The following is a 16624-nucleotide window of genomic DNA, read 5'->3' on the forward strand; positions in this document are numbered from 1 at the left end:
AAATCAACAGTCCAAAGCCCAGCCTTACGTATCAAACGCACCTACAGTATAGCTGACCTTTCCTGCCATGTGAATCACAATAGGGCATGACACAATCAATCGTTATTCACGGACTAATCAAGAAACGTGCAGAGATAGCGGGAGCGCATAAGTTGGAGGTGAAGGCTGCTGATGCAATACGCGACGATCTAGCCGCCATTGACCGCGCCTTGCTACTCTGCGGCTATACCGACCGATACAAGGCCTGTAAGGCGGCTATCTTTCATCATCTTTTGTAACGTTGATCATGTGTTGATTGAGCAAATGAAAACCACCCAAGAACCTCAAGGAGTACCTGATGGAAAATTGCATCATTATTGGAGCTAGAATCAATTCTCGGTTTTAGATTTCCGCCAAAAACTTTTCAGTAGTCATACTGAGGATTTGCCGGACAGCGCACGAATTAGCGCCATTGTCGCTTCCGCCCCAGCAAGAAGGGCTGCCAATATCAGCAAGGCAGACGTACCCATTTCAACGATCAGCCAGCCAGCAATGAGCGGAAAACCAAAGATGCCAACGAAATAAGATAATGCGAAAAACTGTAAGGTTTGCGCCAACAAATCGTTATCGGCGTCGCGCGCAACCATAGCCACCAACATAGGATACGATACGCCGTAACCAATGCCGAACAGAAATGCGGCGAGCCAATAAAGAGGCACATTATTACCAATGACCAAAAACAGCGCTACACTCCCAAACATGATGTATTGCAGAAAAGCGATGGTTAAGTAGGGATTTCGACCTCCTTTGAAGCGAGCAAGAACCAGGCGAAAGATCACCACGGTAATTGTGTAGACTAGGAAATAGTCAGCGTAATTTAGCTCGCGTTCATCCGCAAATACGGTCTGAAAATTGTTCAAGCCTGCAAACACACTTGCTCCAATGCAGACCATAATAATCGGCAGTCGTGCCGGTGAATTTAGAATGCACAAGACTGAACCAAACGAGAGCCTTGATGGAATTTGCGATTCAGATTGTTGTGCATGCCTGTGCACTGGTTTGATCAATGTAAAGAACGACACTGCCGACAGTGCAGATAGACCGGAATTTATATAAAATGCCGCGTTCAAAGAAAAGCCTGTGTTCATCAATATCGAAGCCAATACAGGCGATAGTCCGAAGCCAGCCATAACCGCTATAGCTAGAATAGCAAAACCGCGGACACGCTGTTCTTCAGAAATCAGCGTAGTCAGCGCGATGGGTGCCAGCGCGTAGGTCAGTCCCCATCCAAACCCCAGCAAAACACTTGCTTGAATCACCCAGCCACCAATCCCATCCGCTATCGCGTAAGATGCAAGTGCCACAGAAATCGCCACGCAGCCAACCCCCAGCATACCAAGCCGTCCAAACCTATCCGTGAGATGGCCCGCGAAATAGACCGTGATGAGCGTAGAAAATGCCGTGATGAACAACATTGATCCGACAGCCTTTTCATTCGCGCCGAACGTTTCGAACAGACGTGGCAGCATAAAGGTCAATCCGTACGCTCCAGCTTGTAAGAACACTGCCCCGTAGAAAATTACAAAGGTTGTTGTGCGGTTCATATGGTGCAACTCCAATAGAGGTTGGTCTGGTGTCAGCAATAGTTTGGAGCACATTGCCAGCAGATAGGGGTCGTTTGCGGGAGAGTGTGAAATCCTACGTTAGTGCGTAGCAGCCGTTCGTGCAGCGCGCAGCAAATTCACTGAAAGAGCCCAAAGTGTATCATGCTGCGGTAAGTGCGAATGTCGGCATTGCTCTTATCAATGGAACTACGCGACCTTGCGGGTTTCCTTCAAGAACATCACAGAGGCCGCCACTAATAGTGCTAGCGAAACTGTCGCAAGTACAGCCCAACCGAACCCGGCAATGATGGCTCCGGCAGCAAACGCACACACAGTTGAAACCAGTGCTATCATTGTATCATTCGCGCCTTGCACCAATGCTTTTTCGTCATCGGTCACGGAATTGGCCAACATTGTCGTCGCAGCGATAAAACCGAAATTCCATCCTATACCCAAAAGAACGAGTGATCCGTAAAAGTGAATAGAGGTCAGACCACTTAGCGCAGCCCCCGATGCTACGATAAGAAGCGCCAGTCCAATTATCGCGATTGGCTGAACACCAAACCGCTTGATCAAGAACCCAGTGAAGAAACTGGGGGCAAACATTGCAACGACGTGCCAGCGAATAACATCCCCGGCCACGGCTTCACTAAAACCGCATCCGATCATGGCCAAAGGTGTCGGCACCATCAAGAAAACCATGATGCCTTGAGAGACAGCGCCAAGTCCCACCGCGAGGCGAACAGGTTTGCGTTTCAGCACTGATAGAGAGGCAAAGCGCTCTTTGATACTTTGTGGGGAGCCGTTTTTCGGAGCTGGTAACCTAGTTAACGCCAATGGAATCAGGCCGATAAGCGAAAGAACTGCCAGTGCTGCATATGCGCCGGCCAAAGGAACTGGAACGAGAGTATCTTTTGTTTCAATGAACATCTGCGGCCCTACAAAGGCAGCAATAAGCCCTGATGTGAGCATCAACGAGATTGCAACAGGCTGCCATTCCGTGCTTACAGTCTCAGCTGCGGCGAACCTGAAATACTGGAAGCATGCAAGTGCTGCCCCCAGTGCGAGGTGCGCAACGCAAAGCAGAACAAAATTGCCAGTAAACAAAGCCCAGACACCGATCAATGCACCGATGACAGCACAGGCAACGCCCGTGATAAAACCAACTTTCCTCCCATACTGGCCCATCAGAAACGAAAACGGCGCAGCAGCGAGCAGCCCCGCAAGCGTCTGAAGTGACGCAGGTAACGTCGCCAGCGCCGTCGAAGGGGCCAGTATCAAACCTGCGAGACCGCCCAAGATAATCAGCATCGGCATTGCCGAACCAAGGATCGTGTTCGCCACAAGCAAACCCAAATAGTTGCCGTTCCGAGAAATTATCGAGGTGTGCATGGTGAATGTCCAAATCAAGTTCTATTTGGGGCTTGGTAAAGCATTTCATACCTGTCTAATATGTCAATATGACATCATATATAGACACTTCACCAAAAACCCGCTCGATTGACGTCTTGCTCTTTGATGATGTCAATTTGCTGGATGTCTCTGGTCCGGTTCAAGCGTTCGACACAGCACGGGTGAACGGTAACAGACGATACGACATTCGGTATGTATCGCTTAATGGACGTCCAGTCAGGGCCGGTTGCGGGTTACGTATGGTCCCCGATGCGGCACTGTCGTCCGAGTCCACCAACGACGATCTTTTGATACCAGGTGGCGCGGGAATTAACGCGCTGATCCCAAATAGTACCGTTTGCGAAATCGTTGCTAATCACCTTGAACGCAAGCCGAATGGGCGTGTTATCTCAATATGCTCCGGCGCATTACTGCTTGCGGCGGCGGGGGTGTTGGACGGAAGGCTAGCAACAACACATTGGTCCCGCTTAGCAGATATCAAGACTTATGATCGCGTGTTGTGGGACCTTGACCAAATTTCCACTGCGCAGGACCGTGTTTTCACTTCTGCGGGTGTTACTACAGGCATCGACCTTGCCCTTTCAATCATTCGCGCAGACTGCGGTGCATCTGTCGCCCTAGCAGTAGCACGTGAATTAGTCGTTCAATTGCGGCGCACAGGCGGGCAAAGCCAGTACGCAATTCATTTGGCAGGTCAATTTACTAAGGACGATGCGCTAACCCGATTGATCGAACAAGTCGTTGCAGAACCGTATCTCGACTGGTCACTTGATGCATTGGCCGACACCGCAGGAATGAATCCACGCACGCTGTCACGTCACTTCAAGCGCGATCTGCAAGAAAATCCAGCGCAGTTCGTTGAACGGGTGCGTGTTGATCACGCAAGAGGTCTCATGGCTGACAAGCTATCGCTCAAGCAAGTCGCACGGCTTAGCGGATTTGGCGATCTACAACGCATGCGCCGTGCCTTTCAAAGGAGATATGGTATCAATGTGAGCGATTATCTGAACACTTTCGTTGAATAATCATCTTCGCAGCAGACATTGGTGCAATCGCTGCGAAAGAACGCTCCATCCGCTGAGCGGACCCCCAGCGAGTCAAAATGCTGTACACCTGCTCCAATGTCCACTTCGGTGAAGCTGCATTGCGGCATCCGACGTTCCAGCCAAAGTCGGTTTTGGGCCGTTCACGTCGATCTGGCAGTAGGGGCTTCCGGCAAGATTATGCTGCGTCGCCGCATGCCCTGTTCGAGTACTGAGTTGTAAGGCTTTCAAACCAGCCAGCGCACCAACAGCGGTACGATCAGGCTTGTCAGCAGAGCGTTCAGTGCCATGGCGATGCCAGCATAGGCCCCTGCCAGAGGGTTTACCTGAAATGCGCGGGCCGTCCCAATTCCATGTGCGGCAACACCGACGGCAAAACCTCGCGCCCGCCAGTCGGTAATCCGCAGTAAATTCATCAAAGGTGTGACAGTCACAGCACCGATGATCCCCGTCATAATGACCAACACTGCTGTCAGCGCCGGAATCCCTCCAATTGCTTCAGAGATGCCGAGAGCCACGGGCGCGGTAGTAGACTTTGGCGCCAATGACAGCAGGACCTCCATTGGCAGACCAAAGGCACGCGCCAGTATAATGGCCGAGCCTGCCGCGACGATCGAGCCTGTGAGCAAAGCCAGCACGATCGGCGCTACCGAGGTCCGGATTGTGTCTCGATTATCCCAAAGCGGTAAAGCCAACGCCACCGTCGCAGGCCCGAGCAGGAAGTGGACGAATTGGGCACCCTCGAAATAGGTCGTGTAGTCTGTCTGTGTCAGCCAGAGCACTGGTGCAATCAAGAGGACCGACAGAAGCACGGGATTGGCCCAGGGTGGGTTGCCCAACTGCCGCGCCACCCCATCTGCGACCAGATAGGCGAGGATCGTAGTGGTGAGCCAAATCAGCGGTGAGGTTGCCAGGTAGCTCCAAAGGCTTGCGACGTCTGTCATGGGGCCCAGCGTTCGGTTGCGTGCCGAACGCCAATGAACGTTCCAACAGCAGCCAGCATGGAGAGCACCGTCGAAAGTGTCAGGATAGCCAGCAGTGCAATCCCGTCTGCCGACAAAACCTCGAAGTTGCCAATCACTCCGACACCCGCAGGCACGAATAGGAAAGACAGGTTCGCCAAGATGACCGTGGTAGTCGGCCTTAGCCGTTCTGCGAGTGTGGGCATTGTGGCGAGTATCAGCACGAGCAGGGCAAGACCCAGAACCGGGCCTGGCATTGGGAGGCCAAAGCCCCGCGCAGTCACTTCTCCCAAAAGCTGGCAGCCCAAGAGCAGTCCGAGTGTATGGAGCATTCGTTTTCTCTCCTCAGATGATAATCTAAATCATTCTGACGCCAAACACTTTTCAGAACCAATGGAAAAATTTCGCTCTGAGGCTGCACGAGACCGGCGCGCCTGTGCAAGAGTTGTCCAGCACCATCAGTCCAACAGTGGCAGTGACCTCAAACTACCCAATACGCCAAACAGATCGTGTCGCTGTAACTTAAGAAGAGATACGCTGAGTAGCCTGAGCAGATCGTGGAGGATTTTTGACCATAAGGTTCCACCATCCGCTAGGGATTTGGCCAACTGGCACGATTTATGCGATCTCCTTGAACCGTTCTGAAATCTTACGCTTTTTAAGCGGCTCTTTGAAACGGGACAGCGCTTAATTTGACCGGCGCTTGATGCGTTGCGCCTGGCCATGCAGGATGGCTGCGACGAGTTTGACAAAAGGTTGTGCTGATGATCCTAATTCGACCAGACGGAGCGCATGAGGAACCGGAAGATGATGTGGCGCTGGTCCTGATCAAAACAGGTAGCGCTGAGCTAGTTTTGGACCAGCCGTCACCACCATTTGCGATCATCAAATTGATTGAAGATCTGGCAGGCAACATTGACCGTCTCGGTCCATCTCGGACGGCACCCGATAAATTGAATAAAGTTCAAGAAGGACTGTTTAAAGGTCAGATTAAGCAGAACCTCGTGGCTGGCCGAACGGTATCTTGGCGGCCCCGTGCCAAGCTTGAACAGGAGCTGCTTGATCGGCTCTTCCGTACGAATGACGGCACCAAAAATGTTTACGCCCAAGTAGAAGAAATTTGGAAGCACCGCTTGGATGCAATCAATCATACTGAAGTGCACCAGCCCGCTCTTTCGGAGGAAGAGCGAGCGGCACGTGGGCTCGCTGAGGTTCGACAGGGAAGGCTGCCCAAGGCGTACAAGCCAAATGCTTGGAGTCGACGCTCAGAGTTCCCAGATCCGGGAGAACCATGGCAATACAAGAATGTGGGTCCAGAGTGGGTCAGGTTCCAGCTCCGATTTAGAAAGGTTCTTGAAATTGTTGAGGACACAAAGCGATCGGCGTTCAAACAGTCACGTATTTTGGTCTCAGAGTTGCACAATGGAATCGAACGTCTTGTTGAGCCAGAAAGAGCATTTGAAGCACTCAATAAGCGCAGCAGAAAGCTGGAATTTGTCTTTTCTGCCGACCTCTCACTGATGTTTAACGATCACCGGGACAAAGGTGCGTTGATCACTAACGCGCGTTTGTGGATGGAGCGAGTTTCTGAGGCCCTGGAAAAGGAGGACAAGCTCGCTCGCACGGATGATATGGTCGCCGTAGCTGTCGAGCGCTCTGGAATGTCGAAAACCGCTGCAGGCAAGGCATATGTAGGCAGCAATGTGCGCAACAGGGGCGCAAAACGGAAATCTGGAGAGACATATATCAGCATCGAAAGGTTGAGAGGACTGATCCCCTAGCCGAAACAGGAAGGGGGTATCTGTTCGCGCAGGTATTATCCGACTCGCCGAAATGCTGAACTTGGTCTGCATGCTATTACATGTGGAGTTCAAAAATGAGCAGCAAAAACAGAGATGATGAACGGCTTCTGAGCCGTGACGAGGTCGAAGAGCGCTTTGGCGTAACAAAGCGGTTTCTCGAGTTATGCGTGATCGATGGGAAGGGCCCCAAGCTGATCAAGATTGGTCGGTGTGCCCGCTATCGTCCGTCCGACGTCAGGGCCTGGATCGTAGCCCAAGAAGTGGGGAAATCGTCATGAGTAACCAAAGCGAGTCCCTAGCGAACAACGGTGTTCGCACTACAATTGACAACCCGCGCTCCAATACCGTGCCTACTGACGTTGTTATGGAATTGGCGATTTGCCCCATTACCCCACTTGGTCAAAAAGGGGGGGAGTACTTCTTCATTTCAGCCAGCGGCGAGTTGCGCCGTATGAAGGCTGAGGCTTTAGAGACAGGGCGAGGCGTTCGGGCTCTGCTGAGTGGCTTCAGCACAGCAATCGATGCGTGGTGCGTCAAAAACTTTCCACAGCAAGATGGCGGATGGTCACCACGTGAGGCCGGTCGATGGATAATAGATCAATGCAATGGGAGAGGTGTTTTTGATCCAGATTCCGCAGATGTTCGGGCTGTCGGTGTCTGGAGAGACGACGAAGGGAAAGCGATCGCACATTGTGGGAACCATCTTGTTCAACCTCAAGGACGGTCCCTTGCTCCTTCGGAGTACAGAGGAAAGTGTATAATGATCGGCGCGGCGCCGATTACCCCACCTGACATCAGCTTGATTGATCCAGAGGAAGTTGAGTCTCTTCTTTTGGAGCTGAAGGCACTCTGGGGATGGAAACGGGATGTCGATGCAGACATCTTCTTCGGATGGGTCGCGGCCGCGAGCCTTGGCGGGTTCCCTGCTTGGCGGTCTCATCTGTACGTCTATGGCAGCCGCGGAAGTGGAAAGTCGAAGCTGATGGAGCTTGTCGCAGGATTATTAGGAGAGTTTGGGGGCAATGTCCTAAACGATGCGACAGAAGCCGGGATTAGACAGTCTCGCAATAATCAAGCCCGTCCAATTCTAATCGATGAATTTGAGCCAGACCAAGGCACGCGCAATGGGTCCAAGCAAGACAAAATGTTTGCCCTGTTTCGCCGAATGTCTGGGGGAGAAGGCGGTCGAGTTTCGCGCGGCGGCGCTGATCATTCCGCAGTCTCATTCCGGACTCTCGGGGCAGCATATGTGACTTCGATAAATCACATTCAGCTTGAGCCACAAGACCGGTCGCGGTTTGTGATGATAGACTTGGGGCACTTGCCAACCACATCAGATCCCCTTCAAACGATGTCAAGGTTGGCGGCATTTGAGAAATCTGTCCGCGCACTCTCTTCTCGGCTGAGAGGCCGTATTCTCGCCAAGAGTGGGCGTTGGGACAAGACCCACTCAGTCATTGCTGCAGCAGCCCGTGCGCAAGGAGCAGATGCGAGGCAAGCTGACACTGCGGCAACGATCCTTGCTGGACGTGACTTGGCCCTATTCGGGGGCGATGTTGACCAGGGGAGATTGCGTGACTTGCTGCCGATCTTGAAGGAGTTAATGCGCGATGCTGAGGATTCTGGAGTGAGCTCAGAGGGAGATGACGCGTTAGATTTCTTGCTCAGCACCTCATTAAATTTGGATCACGGGTTCAAGCGGACGATTGGCGAACTCTTAATGTCTGCAATTACTCAGGATAAAATCAAAGGAGTTGAAGATGCAGGCGCGGCCCTTAGTCGAGTTGGTGTGTATGTTTTGTCCAAGAAGGACAGCGTTGGAGTTCGATTGGGACGAACAACGCCCGTCGCCACGCTCTATGCCGGTACGAAGTGGCAAAATGGAGCACACGTTTCTGCTCTGTTGAAAATAGAGGGTGTTATTCGCCCCGATAATCCAATTCGTGTTTGGAAAAACCAACAGCACCGAGTGATCCTTATCCCGTACGACCTGATACTAAACACTTCCAGCGAAGGTGACGACGAATTCTATTGAATGTTACAATACTTGTCCCGAGTAACGGGCTGATTATTATAGGAAATCTTGTAATGGGACAGCTGGGACCGTTCGTAGATTTATGCAACCCCCTATGATCTTTTCTCTCCCCTCCACCAATACTCCCCTTCTCTTGGTAGTAAGTGTAGAGGTAGAGATTAAGTGAACATTTTCAGGGACGTAGGTGGGACATTCAGCTGTCCCACCTACGTCCCAAAGTCCCAACGCAGTTGGATGTCCAATAGGGTGATCGCCCCTAGCGTTAGGATCACGTGATGCCAATTGTAATCAAGATGGCTGATGCGGTTTCCCATTTGGGTCCTTCCTGGGCTTTTTCTACACAGGGGGAATTCGCATCCCGTTACGTACGACAGACGAAAATTTTGAAGGGTGGTGGTTAGGGTTGTTGTTGTTGATTGCTGCGGCGATGATGCGTTTGCTGCTAACTTGAGTTCATAGACTAAAACCGATCAATCGCGCGCGCTGCACTTATATGTGGACTTGGCCAGCCATTCTGGGTTGATCTCAACACCCCAACCTGGCTCGTCTGACACAAGGGCCTTCCCGTCAGTGATTGTGTAAGGATTATCCAAGAACAAGTCGCGCTGCCAAGGATAGTAATCATCCCCCTCGATGGAGAATTCAAGATAACGTCCTGCATTCGGGATGGCACGTAGCAAATGCATAGTGAAAAGCGTCACAAGCGACAGGTTCGCGCAATGTGGTGTGCAGGGCAGACCGGCCTCTTGGCCCATGTGTGCGACGTTCATGCTGAGGCCCATGCCACCCAAATAAAGAATGTCCGGCTGGATAATGTCCACCGCACGCAGCGCAATCATCCGCTTCCAATGTTGTAGGTCCCAGTCCTGTTCACCGCCTGCAACATCAATGGTGAGTTCGCGTGTTACTTCTGCGGTTTGCTCCAGCTCCCAATAGGGACACGGCTCCTCAAAGTGCTCATAGCCATTGTCCTCGAGCATCCGACCCACCTTGATCGCACGGGCGGGGCTGAACCCTGAATTGCCATCAACCAAAAGCGCTTCTTTCGCTCCGAGTGCATTGCGGATGGTCGGAATGATGTCCTCTGTCCGGCCTGGCCATTCATCGCGGTCCTGGCCACACTCTGCACCAACGCGCACCTTGAAGGCATCAAACCCATAGGTGTCACGCAAAGCCATCAGGCGCGCGGCCTCATCCTCAGGCGTGATGTCGCGCCGCATAGATGAGGCATAGGCCCGTATCGACCCAGTAGAGCCCCCAAGAAGCTCGGTCACGGGCTTACCTGCTACTTTGCCACGCCAGTCCCAGACGGCAGTGTCTAACCCAGCCATGGCGCGGCGTATATAGGTGCCCGGAAACTTATGCTCGCGCAGCGGGATTTCCGCAATCACCGCTTCCAGCGCATCCATGCCGCGCTCCAACGCCCAAGGGGCAACTTGCCGGTGCAGAATTTCACAGGTCAGATCGCTATTATAGGTCGAGACCTGCCCCCAGCCTGTTGACCCGTCCTCGGCAGTGACGCGGACAAAACCGATCAGCGGCGTACAAAACGTTTCGATCTGGCTGATCTTTAGCCCAGTATCGTCTTTGCCACGATCATAACCGACAGGCGCGGTTCCGGAAGACGAATAGGGCATACTCATGACGCATCCTCCAAAATCAAGTCGGCTGTCCGATGGGCCAGCATCATCGTAGGGGCATTTGTATTGCTTGAGGTAATGTTTGGAAAGACTGAGGCATCCACGACCCGCAGCCCGCTGATTCCGTGAACTTTCAGCTTGGGGCAAACGACAGAGGACGCGGCATTCTCTCCCATCCGACAAGTACCGATCGGATGAAATACAGTCCCCCCCCGTTCCCGAAAATCGGCAAGGATGCCGTCAGGGGTCATGCAGCGCAGATCGGGGTCAATTGCGCGCTCAACCAGCCGATCCAGTCCCACTGTATTCATTAACGTCTGGCACAGCTGAGCACCCGCAACAACTTGCGCACAATCCTCTTTATTGGACAGCGAATTAGGACGGATCAGCGGTGGTGCATTGGGATCGTTCGCACTGATGTCGATGCGCCCTCGGCTGGTGGGCCGCGACGGCTGGAACCCGATGATGAAGCCAGGAAACGGATCCGGCTGGACCACATTGCGTTTGCCAACCAACGTCGTGGTGTAGGTGACAGGATTGAAATAAAGCTGCTGATCAGGCTGATTCAGATCCACTGAGGAACGAAAATAACCACCACATTGGTTCACAGAAAGCGATAATGGACCGCGCCGGGTCAACGCATATTGAATTGCCGCGCGCACTTTGCCGTGGAAGGGACGCAGCACATTGTTCAGCGTCGGCTCAGTCGCGCGAAAATAGTAATTAATACCCAGATTATCTTGCAGGTTGCCACCCACATGTGGCGCATCCAGCAGAGTTGTGATGCCCATCCGCTTCAACATCTCTGGCGGACCGATACCCGACAGTTGCAAGATCCGCGGCGAGGTCACAGCACCTGCCGACAGGATGATTTCGCGTCCCGCCTGAAGGTTAACCAAACGTCCGCGATGGCGCAGTTTGACTGCAGTTGCACGGCGGCCTTCGAAAACGATCCGTTCAACCAAAGCGCCAGTCATCAACGTGACATTCGGCCGCTTAAGCGCAGGCGCGAGAAAGGCGCGTGCCGAATGCATCCGCCGCCCACGACTGGTGTTGATCTGGTAAGCCGCAGCACCCTCGTTCACAGCACCGTTAATACTGTCTGTTGATGGTAACCCAAGTTCTTTAGCGGCGGCAAAGAAATGTCGGGTTGAGGGATGAATTTGGTCAGACACATCCTGAACGTGCAGCGGTCCACTTCCGTGACGCGCACCACTCGGACTAACCTGCGTCTCCATCACCTCATAGGTGCCACGCACAGTGTCCCAATTCCAGCCCGCAGCGCCAGCGGCTTCCCAATCGTCAAAATCCCTTGGCAGGCCGCGTGCATAGACCAAAGCGTTGATCGCACCAGACCCCCCAACCACCTTGCCACGTGGCCAATAGCCCTTGCGACCTGCCAGCGTCTCTTCGGCTTCAGTCTCGTATTTCCAATTCACAGCCGGATCGAAATAGGTCTTGCCATATCCCAGTGGCAGCACAATCCAAGGAGACCGTCCGCGCCCTCCTGCCTCAAGTACAAGCACCTTGTAACGCCCCGAAGCGCTCAGGCGTTCCGCTAGAACGCAGCCAGCCGAACCCGCGCCGATGATGATGTAATCGTAGTCCGCCATTTTAACTATCCGCTGGCCAAAGTGTCCCTGCAAAACCGTTAGGCCAAGACGCAGTAGATTAAAACTGAAATTGCTTCGGAATTATCATACTATTTGCTTATTAATTGATGACTTGGCGTTTTCGCCATCAGAGGTGCTTTGTTGCACAAAGTGGTATGAAGTCCGACTTCCCCCATGGACCAAGTTCCTGTATCGCCCTGCTAAACCAAAAAACGGTCACGCTCGGGAGGAGGTGAGCATGACCGTTCTTATGTATCCGCGCCTCGGTGCGTCTCGGGAGGAGAAGAGGCAAGGCGCGTCTTCGCCAACATTGCTCGGGAGGAGGTGAGCGCTGTCAGCGGTATTTTCAGTTCCACCCGGGAGGAGGTGGGCGGTTCCGAAACTGGTGTTTGAAGCATTGCTTCATGAAAGAGGTTGTGTGCTGGCCTTGCCAGGATCTGAATGTTTGAGTGAGGCGGGGACAGAACCAAACTTTATGTCTTACGCGCCGTAAGCTGCTTCGTGGGCAATCTGGTGGATCGATGATGGCGCAATTCGAAGTTCCTGTAGGTCACGTGGGGAACACTGCTCAAGTTCCTTCAGTATCGTGAAGTAGACCTTACGCTTGGCTGCGTTCTCGGACATCTGAGCGCGGAACGCCTCAAAACGAGATCTCAGTGATGAGCTGGAAAAGAATGGCGCTGTTAATGTTGTCATGTCGTCACTCGATTTCTTTAGTTATTTATGCGTGTCTTGTGACTGAGATGTATAACCATGCTGCAGTTGCACAATGGCCCTTTCCGCAATGCCGCCATGCAGCATTTGCATGAATGCCGCCGATGGGGGGCTCCATCCGTTTAGTTTGGGTCACTTTTTAGGCTTTACAGATGCAGTGATGTCATTCGTGGCGATACTCCTCATTCCCCGCCGTCGGTCATTGACTCACCATATCAAACTGAGAGAGACAGGAGAACATTACCAGAACACCAAGGGAGAATCTGTGTGCCTGTTTTTCCAGTTGAGACGCCAGTTATTGCAAATGGCATGCCTGTTCGTCTGGTTGCCAACGCCGCCAGTGCAGGGTTTCCTTCGCCTGCGGGAGATGACCTTGAGGACGAGATTGACCCCATCTCGTGGGTTGTCCGGCACCCGTCATCGACCTTCTGGTGGCGCGTTGAGGGTGATTGCCTTTGGGATGCAGGCATTCGAGACGGGGATATCATCGCTGTAGACCGTGCTGGTAAGCGGAGAGTTGGGCGCGCCGTTTTGGCAGTCGTTGACGGGGCTGTGACCGCAAAGATGTTGCGCAAGCGGGACGGGCGGTATTTTCTGGCTCCCGCTAACGGCAAGGAGAGCTTTCCAGATATCGAGTTGACGGAAGACAGCGAGATATGGGGCGTCATTGCAGGTGTGGTGCGGCGGTATGATCTTGAATGAAGCGGCCCATTGCGATCTCGGACAGCGCAAATTTCTATGTTTCAGCAGAGCGGATATTTGACCCAACCTTGAAGAACGTGCCGGTGATTGTGCTGTCAAACAATGATGGCTGTGCCGTGGCGCGCAGTGACGAAGCAAAAGCGCTTGGCATTAAGATGGGCGAAGGGGCAGGGACAGACATATGGCTTTACGAAAGCCGGAATAATGCTTGCTGATCTCATTCGCTTCGAGGATCGGCCCCTGACCCTTTTTGATGTTGAGAAGCCAAAGTCTGTTGCTCTCATGAGTGCGCTTGATCAAGTCAACAACAGGTTTGGGAAGAAAACCCTGGTCTTGGCGAGTGAAGGGATGAAGCGACCTTGGCAGCTGCGGTCCGATCACCGAAGTCCAAGATATACCACGCGGCTTGCTGATTTGCCGGTAGTTCGTTGAGATTTAAGGGTACTGTCAGAGCAAAATCAGTTGAGGCGGGCAGGGCGAGCACTTTGTCACCGATAAGCTCTGTTCCTACGGCGTGGTGATGAAGGTAATCGGCAATGTGGACAAACAGGAAACCGGCCGCTGGCTCAACAATCGAGCTGAGAATTCACATCAGCCATTTAGACGAAGAGAGCGGGCCATGCTTTGATTTAGGCGGATGCGAACTCGTACAATGCAAGGAGCTTAAAGAAACCAATCGCCGCATTTGCAGAGGAGTGGCTCTTCGGCGGCAATGAGCTAAAAGTGTCTGAATGTTGCAGCATTACTAATCTCCACTTTCAGTCCCTGCATTTAAATAAGGATAATACGAAATGGCAGCTAATGAGTGATCCTAACGATCTGCAGGCCTTGCTTGATGAAGCATGGCGCCACCTGACACGCGGTGTGGCCGACAGCCGTTCACCGGCGCGTTACCCCACGTTTGCAACCGTCGCACCGGATGGAACACCCGAGGCGAGGACTGTGGCGCTGCGCGGTGCTTCCCGCTCCCAATCTGTTCTTGAGGTCCACACGGATATTGCAACGTCCAAAGTCGTCGCGCTGCAACACAATCCAAAAGCCGCATTTCACGTTTGGATACCACGCGCAGATTTGCAAATTCGGATCACTGCAACGGTGGAAATCCAGACAGGGAGCGACTCCGAACAAAAATGGGATCGCGTACCCGAAAGTTCGCGGGTTTCTTATGGCACACGACCGACGCCGGGCACTGCTATTTTAGATGCATACGCTTACGAAAAACCAAGCGACAGGGAACGCTTTGCCGTTTTGAGGTGCCATTTGTTGGAGATAGACCTCGTGCATCTTGGGGCACGCCATCGGCGCGCTGAATTTATTTGCGAAAACGAGTGGGCGGGTACATGGCTGGCGCCGTGATTGAAAGACCCTGACGGGCACTGCTTCATTGCGTTGCAGCATTCAACATGAAGGGCGGATTGCGGCCCTTCGCTGCGTTTGCGCGTGCTCTGGGGCCATCTGGCGGAAGCAGCCGTTCAAAGAGAGTTCAAATCCACGAATGCTGCAAACGATCTAATGGCCGCGAAGAGGACACTCACTTGCAACGTGAATGTCTGCTTCTGGCTCAGGAGTATGCACCGTTAGAGTATGTCAGCTCATAGCTGTGGCTGTAGAGTTCAAAGACGATCCCGAAGGGGTCTTCGACATAAACCATGCGATAGGGTTTCTCGTCGGGAAAATATTCACGCACGGGCATCCGTTGTTTACCGCCAGCGGCAACAATTTTTGCCAGTAGATCTTCAAGGTTTGGATCCTGAATGGCGAAATGAAACGTGCCGTGTTGTCGGAAATTGAGGTTGTCATCCGGTGCCTCGTGGCCTTCAAATTCGAAGAGCTCAAACCCTATACGATCAGCCGTCGCCAAGTGGGCGATGCGCATGCGTCCCCAACCTTTGCCAAAAACGTCAGAGCACATTTGGCCAATGTCGCTGTCATCTTCGACAATGACCGTAGGCTTCATGATGACATAGAAACCAAGGACGTCACCGTAGAATTTAATCGCTTTGTCCAAATCTGGAACAGACAAACCGATATGCGAGAATGAACGTGGTGTCGGGTGCATGGCATTTCCTTTTCAAGAGTTCTGATGGAATTTTAGATGGACCTCTCTTGCGTTGGAAATTATCATTTTATATGATTACCATAATTTTATGAGCTGAACATGCTGAATGCCAAGTGGTTGGATACCTTTACAACGCTGTGCGACGTCGGACATTTTACGCGGACGGCGGAATTGTTGGGGATGACCCAGCCCGGTGTTTCGCAGCATTTAAACAAACTGGCGTCCCAAGTCGGCAAGCCCCTGATATCAAAAGATGGAAAGTCTTTCACACTCACCCCTGCTGGTGAAGCCGTGCTGGCCATTGGCATTGCACGGCGTAAGCAAGAGCGCGAATTGCAGGACATTATCCAAATTGATGATCCAAACGTAGGCGACATCAGCATTGGTTGTTCCGGCAGCTTTGCCATGTGGCTCTATCCACATCTTCTGGATCGGATGCATCAAGCGCCTGATCTTGTGATCTGTGTTACGGCTACGCCGCATATGAGTATTGTGACATCCGTTCTGGATGGAAAGTTTGATCTGGGGATCGTTTCTGAACCGACCGACCATCCCCGATTGGAGGCCGTTGAATTAGCCCGTGAAGAGCTGTGTTTGATTGTTCCGAAATCATTCGCTGGGCAAAAGCTTGATCTCCACCTCTTGAACGCACTTGGCTTTGTCGCGCACCCAGACGGATATGCATATGCGGATGATCTATTTTCGCTGAACTTTCCGAAAGATTACAAAGGGGCTGACCGCTTACGGGTCAAGACATTCGTCAACCAGATTGGCCAAATCCCTATTCCGGTAGCGCAGGGGCTGGGATATACGATATTGCCCAAATCTGGCGTCGATGCCTTTGCTGGAAAGCAGGACTTGGCGATAATTCAACTTCCGAAGCAACGATATCATGATCTGTGGGTGATTTCCCGCAAGGGACGGAGCGAGATCGCGCGTGTCGCTGCTTTGAGCGACTTAATTAGCCGTGCCGCAACTGCTTTGAAGTAACGTTTCTCAGGAGTATCAAACATAATAGGTATCGGTTGGAACAGATAGATGACCTTCAGATGTGTATA

Annotated in this window: 17 protein-coding genes and 1 pseudogene; 10 read left to right on the top strand and 8 right to left on the bottom strand. The window is 52.5% G+C overall.

What is annotated here, in order from left to right; all coding sequences use genetic code 11:
* Positions 1 to 410 precede the first annotated feature (410 nt).
* Positions 411 to 1454: an MFS transporter gene (locus OAN307_RS09865; protein WP_408634933.1), complete on the bottom strand. Its 1044-nt coding sequence runs from the start codon at positions 1452 to 1454 to the stop codon at positions 411 to 413.
* Between the two features lie 336 nt (positions 1455 to 1790).
* Positions 1791 to 2975, bottom strand: a complete 1185-nt coding sequence (locus OAN307_RS09870; RefSeq protein WP_015499623.1) for an MFS transporter — start codon at positions 2973 to 2975, stop codon at positions 1791 to 1793.
* A 68-nt stretch (positions 2976 to 3043) separates the two neighbouring features.
* On the opposite strand from OAN307_RS09870, the gene OAN307_RS09875 reads away from it, so the two are divergent.
* On the top strand, positions 3044 to 4021 hold the full coding sequence (locus tag OAN307_RS09875) for a GlxA family transcriptional regulator (protein ID WP_015499624.1): 978 nt from the start codon (positions 3044 to 3046) through the stop codon (positions 4019 to 4021).
* Positions 4022 to 4266: 245 nt separating this feature from the next.
* Here OAN307_RS09875 and OAN307_RS09880 read toward each other — a convergent pair whose 3' ends face one another.
* Both OAN307_RS09880 and OAN307_RS09885 read right to left on the bottom strand, forming a co-directional pair.
* Entirely contained in the window at positions 4267 to 4983 is a 717-nt protein-coding gene (locus OAN307_RS09880; RefSeq protein ID WP_015499474.1) for an LrgB family protein, read from the bottom strand.
* The gene (locus OAN307_RS09885) at positions 4980 to 5333 is read right to left on the bottom strand and encodes a CidA/LrgA family protein (RefSeq protein ID WP_044043512.1); all 354 of its coding nucleotides are present in this window, start codon (positions 5331 to 5333) and stop codon (positions 4980 to 4982) included. The genes OAN307_RS09880 and OAN307_RS09885 overlap by 4 nt, the downstream gene beginning before the upstream one ends.
* Before the next feature lie 432 nt (positions 5334 to 5765).
* Between OAN307_RS09885 and OAN307_RS26175 the strand changes: the two genes are divergently transcribed.
* From OAN307_RS26175 to OAN307_RS09900, 3 genes are all read left to right on the top strand, one after another.
* On the top strand, positions 5766 to 6782 hold the full coding sequence (locus OAN307_RS26175; protein WP_015499625.1) for a hypothetical protein: 1017 nt from the start codon (positions 5766 to 5768) through the stop codon (positions 6780 to 6782).
* Between the two features lie 95 nt (positions 6783 to 6877).
* On the top strand, positions 6878 to 7081 hold the full coding sequence (locus OAN307_RS09895) for a helix-turn-helix transcriptional regulator (RefSeq protein ID WP_044043490.1): 204 nt from the start codon (positions 6878 to 6880) through the stop codon (positions 7079 to 7081).
* An 86-nt stretch (positions 7082 to 7167) separates the two neighbouring features.
* Complete coding sequence (locus tag OAN307_RS09900) at positions 7168 to 8838, top strand: hypothetical protein (protein WP_245541022.1); 1671 nt, start codon at positions 7168 to 7170, stop codon at positions 8836 to 8838.
* A gap of 470 nt (positions 8839 to 9308) precedes the next feature.
* Here the strand turns inward: OAN307_RS09900 and OAN307_RS09905 are convergent, their stop codons facing one another.
* The 3 genes from OAN307_RS09905 to OAN307_RS09915 form a co-directional block, all read right to left on the bottom strand.
* Positions 9309 to 10481 carry a mandelate racemase/muconate lactonizing enzyme family protein gene (locus OAN307_RS09905; protein ID WP_015499627.1) on the bottom strand — a complete coding sequence of 391 codons (1173 nt, stop codon included), beginning with the start codon at positions 10479 to 10481 and terminating at the stop codon, positions 9309 to 9311.
* A complete protein-coding gene (locus OAN307_RS09910) occupies positions 10478 to 12091 on the bottom strand; it encodes a GMC family oxidoreductase (protein WP_015499628.1) in 1614 nt (537 codons plus the stop codon). The genes OAN307_RS09905 and OAN307_RS09910 overlap by 4 nt, the downstream gene beginning before the upstream one ends.
* A gap of 480 nt (positions 12092 to 12571) precedes the next feature.
* On the bottom strand, positions 12572 to 12787 hold the full coding sequence (locus tag OAN307_RS09915) for a hypothetical protein (protein WP_015499629.1): 216 nt from the start codon (positions 12785 to 12787) through the stop codon (positions 12572 to 12574).
* A 285-nt stretch (positions 12788 to 13072) separates the two neighbouring features.
* Here OAN307_RS09915 and OAN307_RS09920 point away from each other — a divergent pair, with 285 nt between their 5' ends.
* The 5 genes and pseudogenes from OAN307_RS09920 (at position 13073) to OAN307_RS09935 (ending at position 14863) form a co-directional block, all read left to right on the top strand.
* Positions 13073 to 13507: a LexA family protein gene (locus tag OAN307_RS09920; RefSeq protein WP_015499630.1), complete on the top strand. Its 435-nt coding sequence runs from the start codon at positions 13073 to 13075 to the stop codon at positions 13505 to 13507.
* The gene (locus OAN307_RS09925; protein WP_044043514.1) at positions 13504 to 13722 is read left to right on the top strand and encodes a Y-family DNA polymerase; all 219 of its coding nucleotides are present in this window, start codon (positions 13504 to 13506) and stop codon (positions 13720 to 13722) included. The genes OAN307_RS09920 and OAN307_RS09925 overlap by 4 nt, the downstream gene beginning before the upstream one ends.
* Before the next feature lie 67 nt (positions 13723 to 13789).
* A complete protein-coding gene (locus tag OAN307_RS29900) occupies positions 13790 to 13939 on the top strand; it encodes a DUF4113 domain-containing protein (RefSeq protein ID WP_245541049.1) in 150 nt (49 codons plus the stop codon).
* A gap of 52 nt (positions 13940 to 13991) precedes the next feature.
* A pseudogene (locus tag OAN307_RS29905) lies at positions 13992 to 14132 on the top strand (DDE-type integrase/transposase/recombinase); the annotation flags it as partial.
* Positions 14133 to 14308: 176 nt separating this feature from the next.
* The gene (locus OAN307_RS09935; protein WP_015499631.1) at positions 14309 to 14863 is read left to right on the top strand and encodes a pyridoxamine 5'-phosphate oxidase family protein; all 555 of its coding nucleotides are present in this window, start codon (positions 14309 to 14311) and stop codon (positions 14861 to 14863) included.
* 205 nt (positions 14864 to 15068) lie between these two features.
* Here OAN307_RS09935 and OAN307_RS09940 read toward each other — a convergent pair whose 3' ends face one another.
* A complete protein-coding gene (locus OAN307_RS09940; RefSeq protein ID WP_015499632.1) occupies positions 15069 to 15566 on the bottom strand; it encodes a lactoylglutathione lyase family protein in 498 nt (165 codons plus the stop codon).
* A gap of 99 nt (positions 15567 to 15665) precedes the next feature.
* Between OAN307_RS09940 and OAN307_RS09945 the strand changes: the two genes are divergently transcribed.
* A complete protein-coding gene (locus OAN307_RS09945; protein WP_015499633.1) occupies positions 15666 to 16556 on the top strand; it encodes a LysR family transcriptional regulator in 891 nt (296 codons plus the stop codon).
* The last annotated feature ends 68 nt before the right edge of the window (positions 16557 to 16624 follow it).

The organism is Octadecabacter antarcticus 307, assembly GCF_000155675.2.
In the GTDB taxonomy this organism is placed as follows: domain Bacteria; phylum Pseudomonadota; class Alphaproteobacteria; order Rhodobacterales; family Rhodobacteraceae; genus Octadecabacter; species Octadecabacter antarcticus.